This window comes from Streptomyces sp. NPDC057638, assembly GCF_042800315.1.
Lineage (GTDB): Bacteria > Actinomycetota > Actinomycetes > Streptomycetales > Streptomycetaceae > Streptomyces.
In genome coordinates this window covers 1-9,188 of the sequence record NZ_JBHVHF010000304.1, presented here as the reverse complement: position 1 = coordinate 9,188, position 9,188 = coordinate 1, and the positions used below count along the sequence as shown (strand labels likewise).

The following is a 9,188-nucleotide window of genomic DNA, read 5'->3' as shown; positions in this document are numbered from 1 at the left end:
GGGGCGGCGCGGACCGAGCGGCGCATCGCGGCGACCCGCTCGCGCATCCGGTGGTCGGCGGCTATCTCCTCGACGGCGGCGCGCAGCGTGGCCGCGGTCAGCCGGCCGGGGTCCAGGATCCGGCCCAGGCCGAGTTCCTCGACCCGGCGGGCCGTGCCGTACTGGTCCCACTGCTGGGGCACCACGACGGCGGGCACGCCCTGCTGGAACGCCTCGTTGAGGCTGCCGATGCCGCCCTGGCAGACGAACGCGGAGGCGTGTTCCAGCACCAGCGGGTGCTGGACCCAGGCATGGGCCTCCACATTGGACGGCAGGGCCCCCAGGGACGCCGGATCGACCCCGCTGCCCAGGGTCATCACCACATGCCAGGGCGTCCCGGCGAAGGTGTCGGCGCAGGCACGGAAGAAGTCCGGGCGGCGGTTGACGCTGGTGCCGAGCGACACCAGCAGCACAGGGGCGCCGCCGGCCGGCGGCGCCCAGGAACCCGCGAGGTCGGCCGGGCGGGGACACGGCCCGGCGAAGCAGTAGTCGTCGCCGAACGTGTCGCCGCCGGGCTGGAAGTCACGGGTGACGAAGGCGACATTGAGCGCCGCGCCGTCCCCGTTCGCCGGTCCGTCGGCGAGTACCCCGGCCACCCCGGCCCGCTCCACCCGTTCGCTGAGCCAGGTACCCAGTTCCCGCAGCCGGGGATCGGTCAGGTCGGCGGGGGCCCGGCCCGGTTCGGCCTCGGTACCGTTCAGCGCCACCTGGTCATTGGTGCCGAACCCCGCGTACGTACGGACCGTGGGGACGCGGTGGAGCCGGGCGACGGCCACGGCCGTGTCGGAGGCGAGCGCGTCGTGCACGACCAGGTCCGGCGGGTCGGCCGCGGCGGCCTCCAGCGCGGTCTCCAGCGGGGCGAAGCTCTCCCGCAGAAAGGCCAGGAGCATCGTGGTCGCCGTCTCGCTGCCGGGCGCGGTCGCGATCGACTCCGGGAAGGACGTGCGGTAGGTGAGGGTGCGCGCGCCCGTCGACGCGACGCGGTCCGCGAGCCGTTCGGCGACCACGCAGGTGACGCGGTGGCCCCGGCCGGCGAGTTCCTCCATGACGGCGAGGCTCGCCTTGAGGTGGCCATAGGCGGGGAACGTCAGCCACAGCACATGCAGGGACGGGCCAGCGGCCCCGGTGACGGCGGTCGGGTCAGCGGGCGGCACGCGCGCTCCTCACGGTCGTGGCCCCGGCGGGGGCGGCGGCACTGCGGTCGGCGATGGCCTCCAGGAGGACGGCCTGGCCGATCGCGTCGTCGCCGTGGTGCTCGTGCGCCGCGGGGTCGGCACACGCCTCGGCGAACGCCGTCAGCATCCCGAGGAACTGGTCGGCGCCCGGCAGCACCCGCTCCTCGCGTACGTCCGCGCGGTGCAGCCGGATCACCGGCCGGGTCTCCGGCGGCGGGGTGAAGGCCCAGTCGACCTCGATCCGCCCCTCGCTGCCCCAGACGGCGTAGGTGTTGCGGTAGGCGTGGGTGAGGCCGAAGTCGCAGTGGGCGGTGACGCCCGCGCCGTCGGTGAGCAGCGCCGAGCCCGCGACATCGACGCCGACGGACGGGTCATGGCGCAGCGAGGCGCCCGTGACGGTGAGGTCGTCCCCGAGGAAGAGCCGTGCGGCGCGGACCGGGTAGCAGCCGATCTCGCGGAGCGCGCCGCCCGCCAGCTCGGGGCTGTAGCGGATCAGGGAGGGAGCGGTCCTCGGGATGCCGAAGGAGCCGCTGAAGCTGAGCGGGGTGCCGATCGCGCCGTCGGCGACCAGTTCCCGGACCCGCTCGTGCTGGGTGTGGTGGAGGAAGGAGAAGTTCTCCATGAAGGCGAGCGAGCGCTCGCGCGCCATGGCGACCAGCCGTCGCGCGGTGGCGGCGCTGAGAGTGAGGGACTTCTCCACCAGGACGTGCTTCCCGGCCCTCAGGGCGGCGTCGGCCCACTCCTCGTGGAGCGAGTTCGGCAGCGGCACGTAGACGGCGTCCACGTCGTCGCGCTCCAGCAGCCGTTCGTATCCGGCGACGGCGGCGCAGCCGAAGCGTTCGGCGACGGCCTCCGCCTTCTCCAGGCTGCGACTGGCGACCGCCGCCAGCCGCAGCCGCTCGCAGCGCTCGATCGCCGGGATGCCGCGGCGCCACGCGATGTCGGCGGCGCCAAGCACCCCGATGCCGATCGGCTCAGCGTCAGACATACGGTTCCTTTCCCATGGATCGCCGGTCGGTGCGCGGGCCCGGGTCGTGTCCTTGAGATCCCGTGGGATCCCTGCGGGATCCCGTCCGTCCACCGGGTGCCCTGGGCCTCGTCAGGGGCCAGTCGGGCCTGTCCGGGCGGACGGCGTTCCTTCGAGGACACTCCCCGGCGCCTCAGCTCCGGCCGGCGACGAACGCGCGGACCGAGTCGATCATGTAGTCGACCATCTCGGTGGTGATGCCGGGGTAGACACCGATCCAGAAGGAGCGCTCGGTGATGATGTCGCTGTTGGTCAGATCGCCGCTGACCCGGTAGTTCTCGCTCTGGTAGGCGGGGTGACGGGTCAGGTTCCCGGCGAACAGCAGCCGGGTGCCGATCTTGCGGGAGCCGAGGAACTCCAGGAACTCGGGCCGCCCGAAGGGCGCGTCCTCGGTGAGGGTGATGACGAAGCCGAACCAGCTCGGGTCGCTGCCGGGGGTGGCCTCGGGCAGCAGCAGGTGCGGCACCCCGTCGAGTCCCTCCCGCAGCCGCTGCCAGTTGCGCTTGCGGGCGGCGGTGAAGTCGGCGAGCTTGGTCAGCTGGGTCAGCCCGAGGGCCGCCTGGATATCGGTCGACTTCAGGTTGTACCCGACGTGGGAGAAGATGTACTTGTGGTCGTAGCCGTGCGGCAGATCACCCATCTGGTACTGGAACCGCTTGAGGCACTTGTTGTCCTCGCCCGGCTCGCACCAGCAGTCGCGTCCCCAGTCCCGCATGGACTCGGTGATCCGCGCCAGCTCCAGGGTGTTGGTGAGGACACAGCCGCCCTCACCCATGGTGATGTGGTGGGCGGGGTAGAAGCTGACCGTCGAGTAGTCGCCGAAGGTGCCGGTGTTGCGGCCCTGATAGGTGGAGTGGACCGCGTCGCAGTTGTCCTCGACGAAGAAGAGGTCACGGTCGCGGCAGAGGTCGGCGACCTCCGCCACCGCGAACGGGTTGCCGAGGGTGTGCGCCAGCATCACGGCCTTGGTGCGTGGGCCGATCGCGGCCTCGATCCGCTCCAGGGTGGTGTTGTAGGTGCCGAGTTCGACATCGATGAAGACCGGCACCAGACCGCACTGGATGATCGGGTTGACGGTGGTGGGGAACCCGGCCGCGACCGTGATCACCTCATCGCCGGGGCGGAGCCTGCGGTCCTCCAGTTCCGGCACGGTCAGCGAGGCCAGTGCCAGCAGGTTGGCGGAGGACCCCGAGTTGGTCAGATGCGCCTTGCGGACCCCGATCGCCTTGGCGAAGAGCCGCTCGAACCGGAGCGCGGCGGCGCCTGAGGCGATCTTCATCTCCAGGGCCTGGCCCACCAGCGCGGCGCGGTCGTCCTCGTCGAGGACGGCGCCGGACGGGAGGATCGGCGTCACGCCGGGCACGAAACCCCCGTCGGACGCCGCCCGGTCGCGGTGCAGCTTGCGGGTCAGCTCCAGAACGGACTGCACATCCGTGTCGGCCATGGGTGTTCTCCATCCACTGCGGTGGTCGAAAAGGGGTGACGACGAGGACGACGGGAGGGACCGGGGTCCGCGTCGCTCCCGACAGGGGTGTCCCGGGGTACGGGAGCGGGTGTGGCGGCCGGGGTCTGTGCAACGGACTCGCCGCTGGGCTCGCGTGACCTAGCGACCCTGACCCGGCCTGATCCATCGGACCGGCCCTACGGCTGCCGCACCGGCTGGGTGACGCTCTCCCAGAGCGCCCGCAGCGAGTCGTCCAGGGAGCGGACCGGGGACCAGTCCAGTTCGGCGCGGGCCAGATCGATGTCGAGCGGCTGGGCGCCCTCCTCGTGGCTGCGGCTCACCACGGGCCCGGGGGACCGCACGATGGCCGCCGTCGTCCCGGCCACCCGCACCAGGGTGTCCACCGCGTCGGTCAGCGGCACCCGTACCCCGGTACCGATATTGATCACGGGGGGCGCCTTCTCCACGGCCACCGCGCGCAGCACGGCGTCGGCGACATCGCGGGAGTCGATGATGTCACGCGCCCCGGCGATCGGCGGCAGCTCCAGTGCGGCGGGGCGCGCCGCGAGCTGGTGGGCGAGCCCGCCCAGCAGGCTGCGCCGGTTGGCGTGCGGGCCCACCGACAGGCCGATCCGCAGGACCACCGCGTCGATCCGGCCCGCCGCGACCGCCTCGGTCAGCACGGTGGTGCCCGCGAGCTTGGACTGCGCGTACTGTCCGATGGGCCGACAGACGAGGCTCTCGGCGAGCCGGGGGGCGCCCGGGTGGTTGCCGTACTCGTACGCCGAGCCGATATGCACCACCCGGACCGGGTCGGCCAGCCGCTGCACCGCCTCGACCAGCCGGGCGACCAGGGTCACATTGCCCGCGGTGAGCTGGTCGTCGGTGACCGCCCAGGGGCTGCCCGCCGCGTTGACGACCAGCCGGGGCCGCTCGGCGGCCAGCAGCGCGGCGAGGTCGGCGGTGGCGGCATCGGCCAGGTCCAGCCGTATCGGCCTGCAGCCCGGCGGCAGCTCCGTGTCACGACGGACCACCGCGGCCACCGACCAGCCCTCGGCGGCGAGCGCGGCGCACACGTTGCGACCGATGAAGCCGGACGCCCCGAGCACTACGGTGGTCGGAGCGAACCGGTCCCTGGAACTGACTGCACGCATCGCGCGCCCTCCTGGATGGTGGTCTCGCCGGGGGCGGCCGCCGGTGATCGGCCGCGCCTGCGGCCACTATGGAGGCCGGTCAGGAGGGTGCGCGGGCGGCTGGGCGGAACTCTGGGTGTTTCCCCCGACTCCACCACGCGCCCGGGGCCGGACCCCGTGGGGCCGCCGAATCTGGAGCGGTCACCGGACCACCCGAGCCGCCCACCACCCTACGGAGCCCCCAGTGCGCGTGCTGTTCGCGACCATTCCCGAGAAATCACATCTCTACTGCATGACACCGCTCGTGTGGGCGGTACGCGCCGCCGGTCACGAGGTCCGGGTGGCCAGCACCTCGCAGTTCACGGAGGCCATCGCGGGGATGGGCATGCCCGCCGTCGCGGTCGGCAGCAATGACGAGATCACGGCGGGCATGAGCGCCAACCGGGACTCCCAGGGCTGGGAGTCGCTCGACTGGAACGAGCTGGACCCGGCCAGGCTGACCTATGACGCGGAGCTGGAGCGGTCCCAGCTCTTCGCCTTCGGCTGCGCCATGTACAACGAGCCGATGGTGGGCGGTCTGGTGGACTTCGCCCGCGCCTGGGAGCCGGACCTGGTGGTGTGGGACCCGCTGACGTACGCGGGCCCCATCGCCGCGGGCGTCGTCGGCGCCGCGCATGTGCGCGCGCTCTGCTTCACCGATGTCTGGGTGCTCAAGCGGCAGCTCTTCCGGAAGCTGTACGAGCAGGCGCCCGCCGACACCCGGCGCGATCCGCTGGGCGACTACCTGACCGGGCGCACCGCCGACTTCGGCGGCACCTTCAGCGAGGAGTCGATCACCGGGCAGCTGACCCTCGACCCGCTGCCGGACTCCCTCGGTGTCGCCACCGACGCCGTACGCGCACCGATCCGGTTCGTGCCGCACAACGGCACCGGGGCCCTGCCGGACTGGGTGAACGTCCGCCCCGACCGTCCCCGGGTCCTGGTGAGCCTCGGCGCCTCCAACCACGAGCGCTACGGCGGTGACTACGTCTCCAAGACGGAGCTGCTCTCGACCGTCGCCGAACTCGACGTCGAGGTGGTCGCGGCCCTGCTGCCGGGCCAGGCCGACGAGCTGGGCACCCTGCCGTCCAATGTGCGCGTGGTGCGCTCCGTACCCCTGAACGCGGTGCTGCCGCACTGCTCGGCCTTCATCAACCACGGGGGGTTCGGCAGCTGGGCCACCGCGCTGGTGTACGGGGTACCGCAGCTCGTCGTCACCACCCGGCTGGCGGAGCAACTGCTGCGCGCGCAGCGGGTGGAGGCGCAGGGCGCGGGGCTGGCGCTGGAGACCGGCCAGACCTCGCCGGAGCAGGTACGCGACGGGATCGCGCGGCTGGTCGAGGAGCCGTCCTTCCGGGAGAACGCGGCCCGGCTGCGGGAGGAGGCGGTGAGCAGGCCCGCCCCGTCCCGGGTGGTGCCCCTGCTGGAGCGGCACGCCCAGGAGCGGCGCGCGGCGCCGTGGCGTATGCCGCCGGCCTGAGTACGGGATACCGGAGTACGGGGTACGGGGTACGGGAGTGTCCGGGGTGGCCCGCGCGGGCCACCCGTGGACGTCAGAGGTCGACCACGCCCGCGTCGTACGCGATCAGGCCCGCCTGGGTGCGGTTGACACAGCCGAGCTTCTCCAGCATCCGGGAGACATAGCCCTTGACCGTGGCCTCGGAGAGATAGAGCCGTTCGGCGATACGGGCGTTGGAGAGGCCCTCCGCGAGACAGGTCAGGACCTCCACCTCCCGGGTGGTGAGGGAGGCGACCAGTTCGCGGGCCCGGTCACGGGCCGAGAGCCGGTCGGTGGAGGCGGCCACCAGCCGGCGCGCGGCGGCGGCCGACATCACGGTGTGGCCGGTGGCCGCGACCCGCACCAGGTCGATGAGTTCCTCGGGCGGGGTCGACTTGACCAGGAAGCCCGAGGCCCCGGCGCGCAGCGCGCGCAGGACGTACTGGTCGGCGTCGAAGGTGGTCAGGACGACGACCGCGGGCGGTGACGCCAGTTCCACGATGCGTTCGATCGCGGTCAGCCCGTCCACGCCGGGCATCCGCAGGTCCATCAGGACGACATCGGGCCGGTTGCGGACGACCGCCTCCACCCCGGCGGCCCCGTCGTGGGCCTCGTCGACGACGTCGATGTCCTCGGCCGACCCGAGGATCGTCCGCAGGAAGCGGCACACCATCGGCTCGTCGTCCACGACCACCACCCTGAGCACGCTCACACCGCCGATTCGGCGGTCGGTATGTACGCGGGCAGGGTGGCCTCGACGGCGAAGCCGCCATCGGGTGAACGCCCGGCCCGCAAGGTGCCGTTGACCAGGTCGATGCGCTGGCGCAGATGGGGGATGCCCAGACCCGATCCGGTGCCGACCAGCGCCCGGTTGGGCCGCTGGGTCGGCGGGGTGTTGCGGATCGACAACCGCACCTGTGCCTCCTCGTAGGACACCCGGACGGTGACATGCGCGCCGGGTGCGTGTTTGCGTACGTTGGTCAGGGCCTCCCGCACGATGCGGTAGGCGGTGCGGCCGACGACCGGTGAGGCGAGGGCGCGGTCGCCCTCCTCGACCAGTTCGGCCGGGGTGCCCACGGCCGTGGACTCGGCGATGAGGGCGGCGAACCCGGCGACCGAGGGGGTCTGGTCCTCGGTGGGGGCGGTGCGCAGGATCCCGACCAGGTCGCGGAGTTCGTCCAGGGCCTGACAGCCCGCCGCCCTCATCTCCTCGGCCGCCTGCCGGGTCGCCTCGTCGGGTGCGGTCATCCGCAGCGCGCCCGCCTGGAGGACCATCAGACTGAGCCGGTGGGTGACCACGTCGTGCATCTCACCCGCGAGCCTGACGCGTTCCTCGGTACGGGCCTGCTCGGCCAGGAGGTGGCGTTCGCGCTCGGCCCGTTCGACGCGCTCGGTCAGGGCGAGCTCCAGCCGGCGGCGGGTGTCCATGTACAGCGCGAGCAGCGGGCCCACGGCCGTGCGCAGCAGTCCGACGGTCAGGACCTGGAGCGACGGCTCCCAGACCCGGGCGACGACGAGGCTGAGCAGGGCGAGCCAGGTGTACTCGGTCCAGCGGGGGCTGGGCAGCCAGGTGGGCCGGGGGTCGCGGGGCCGCCATCCCGCCTTCCGCAGCTCCCGGTTGGCCCGGTTCTCGCGGTAGAAGAGCGGACCGTAGGCCGCCAGGACGGTGGCGTAGGGGGCCCAGATGGTGGCGTCGTTCCCCGGGGTGAGCAGCCCGCCCGGGGAGATCAGCAGGGTCAGCGCGAGGGTGAAGCCGCCGAGGACCGCCAGGACCGTGATCGGCGCCCGGCGCCGGACGGCCAGGGAGAGACAGGCCAGCACCTGGAGACCGAGCAGGGACCAGGCCAGGGGTCCTGGGCGCTCCGGCCACCAGCTGTCGCCCGCGAGGGTCGCTCCGGTGTCCACCAGCGCGAAGAGGACCGCGAGCCCCACGTCGACGGCCCGCCGGTGTCGGCGGTGCCACGGTCCGTCAGTCATGCGCTTACGGTAGGCCACGCTCGCGCCCGGTGACCACGAACCACTGTTTCGGCCACGGCGTAACCCGACTTTCGTAGGGTTCCACCGCGAGCCGTCCGCCGTTCGTCGTACCGGGAGCCGCCGACCCGCCCCTGTCGCCCCGGGGCCCGGCACCGGTCCAATAGAGCCATGGACGCGCGATGGGATCACGTGACCACCACACCCCAACTGGGTCGATACGAGATCGACACCGGCAACTCCTGGGTCACCTTCATGACCCGGCGAGTCCTGGGGCTGGTGCCGGCACGGGGTTCCCTCACGATCCGTACCGGAACCATCGACATCGCGGAGCCGCTGACCGATTCCAGTCTCACCGTGGAGTTCGACTCGGCGAGTCTCCGTACGGGCAGCGCCCGCTGGGACCGCGCCATGCGATCGGCGCGGTACCTCGACACCGATCGCCACCCGGTGATGACCTTCGTCTCACGACGGGTGGAACGGCGGGCGGTGCACGGGGTGTTCACGGTCGGCGGGGTGACCCGTCCCGTGCGTGTGCTGATCGAGGACACGGACGTCACGGCGGGTGTGTTCACCGCCCACGCGTCGGCCCGTCTCGACCGTACGGAGTTCGGACTGTCCGGGCGTGGTATCGGCACCCGGCAACTGGATGTACTGCTGCAACTCACCTGTGTGCATCTGTGACATGAAGAGGTTCGTTCATGGCATGGACAGGGACGGCGGGGGCACCCGCCCTCCTGAGCAACCCGGTGCGTCATAGACGCGGTCACCGCACCCGCGGTGACCGTGGTGGGCCTCCCCCGGGCCCCCAATCGGCCGTCCCACACGGCCACGAGAGCCGTGCCCCCGCACATTCCCC

Annotated in this window: 8 protein-coding genes; 2 read left to right on the top strand and 6 right to left on the bottom strand. The window is 72.4% G+C overall.

The window, feature by feature from the left end:
* The 4 genes from ACFVIM_RS29015 to ACFVIM_RS29000 all read right to left on the bottom strand — a co-directional run.
* On the bottom strand, positions 1-1,193 hold a 1,193-nt coding region (locus ACFVIM_RS29015), incomplete at its 3' end, for a macrolide family glycosyltransferase (RefSeq protein ID WP_384307377.1).
* Complete coding sequence (locus ACFVIM_RS29010; RefSeq protein WP_384307374.1) at positions 1,180-2,202, bottom strand: Gfo/Idh/MocA family protein; 1,023 nt, start codon at positions 2,200-2,202, stop codon at positions 1,180-1,182. The genes ACFVIM_RS29015 and ACFVIM_RS29010, both read right to left, overlap by 14 nt.
* Positions 2,203-2,374: 172 nt before the next feature.
* Entirely contained in the window at positions 2,375-3,685 is a 1,311-nt protein-coding gene (rfbH, locus tag ACFVIM_RS29005; RefSeq protein WP_384307371.1) for a lipopolysaccharide biosynthesis protein RfbH, read from the bottom strand.
* 197 nt (positions 3,686-3,882) lie between these two features.
* On the bottom strand, positions 3,883-4,839 hold the full coding sequence (locus tag ACFVIM_RS29000; RefSeq protein WP_384307368.1) for an NAD-dependent epimerase/dehydratase family protein: 957 nt from the start codon (positions 4,837-4,839) through the stop codon (positions 3,883-3,885).
* A 223-nt stretch (positions 4,840-5,062) separates the two neighbouring features.
* Between ACFVIM_RS29000 and ACFVIM_RS28995 the strand changes: the two genes are divergently transcribed.
* Positions 5,063-6,337 (top strand): activator-dependent family glycosyltransferase, encoded by a 1,275-nt coding sequence (locus tag ACFVIM_RS28995; RefSeq protein WP_384307365.1) that lies wholly within the window; start codon positions 5,063-5,065, stop codon positions 6,335-6,337.
* Positions 6,338-6,410: 73 nt separating this feature from the next.
* Here the strand turns inward: ACFVIM_RS28995 and ACFVIM_RS28990 are convergent, their stop codons facing one another.
* Complete coding sequence (locus ACFVIM_RS28990) at positions 6,411-7,061, bottom strand: response regulator (protein WP_384307379.1); 651 nt, start codon at positions 7,059-7,061, stop codon at positions 6,411-6,413.
* 2 nt (positions 7,062-7,063) lie between these two features.
* Positions 7,064-8,332, bottom strand: a complete 1,269-nt coding sequence (locus tag ACFVIM_RS28985) for a sensor histidine kinase (RefSeq protein WP_384307362.1) — start codon at positions 8,330-8,332, stop codon at positions 7,064-7,066.
* Between the two features lie 168 nt (positions 8,333-8,500).
* Here ACFVIM_RS28985 and ACFVIM_RS28980 point away from each other — a divergent pair, with 168 nt between their 5' ends.
* Positions 8,501-9,013, top strand: coding sequence for a YceI family protein (locus ACFVIM_RS28980; protein ID WP_384307359.1), 513 nt, complete (start codon positions 8,501-8,503; stop codon positions 9,011-9,013).
* The last annotated feature ends 175 nt before the right edge of the window (positions 9,014-9,188 follow it).

Bases quoted from the DNA above. Each gene is read 5' to 3' on its own strand.
- ACFVIM_RS29000 (WP_384307368.1), bottom strand. From the start codon at position 4,839: ATGCGTGCAGTCAGTTCCAGGGACCGGTTCGCTCCGACCACCGTAGTG.
- rfbH (WP_384307371.1), bottom strand. From the start codon at position 3,685: ATGGCCGACACGGATGTGCAGTCCGTTCTGGAGCTGACCCGCAAGCTG.
- ACFVIM_RS28985 (WP_384307362.1), bottom strand. From the start codon at position 8,332: ATGACTGACGGACCGTGGCACCGCCGACACCGGCGGGCCGTCGACGTG.
- ACFVIM_RS29010 (WP_384307374.1), bottom strand. From the start codon at position 2,202: ATGTCTGACGCTGAGCCGATCGGCATCGGGGTGCTTGGCGCCGCCGAC.
- ACFVIM_RS28980 (WP_384307359.1), top strand. From the start codon at position 8,501: ATGGACGCGCGATGGGATCACGTGACCACCACACCCCAACTGGGTCGA.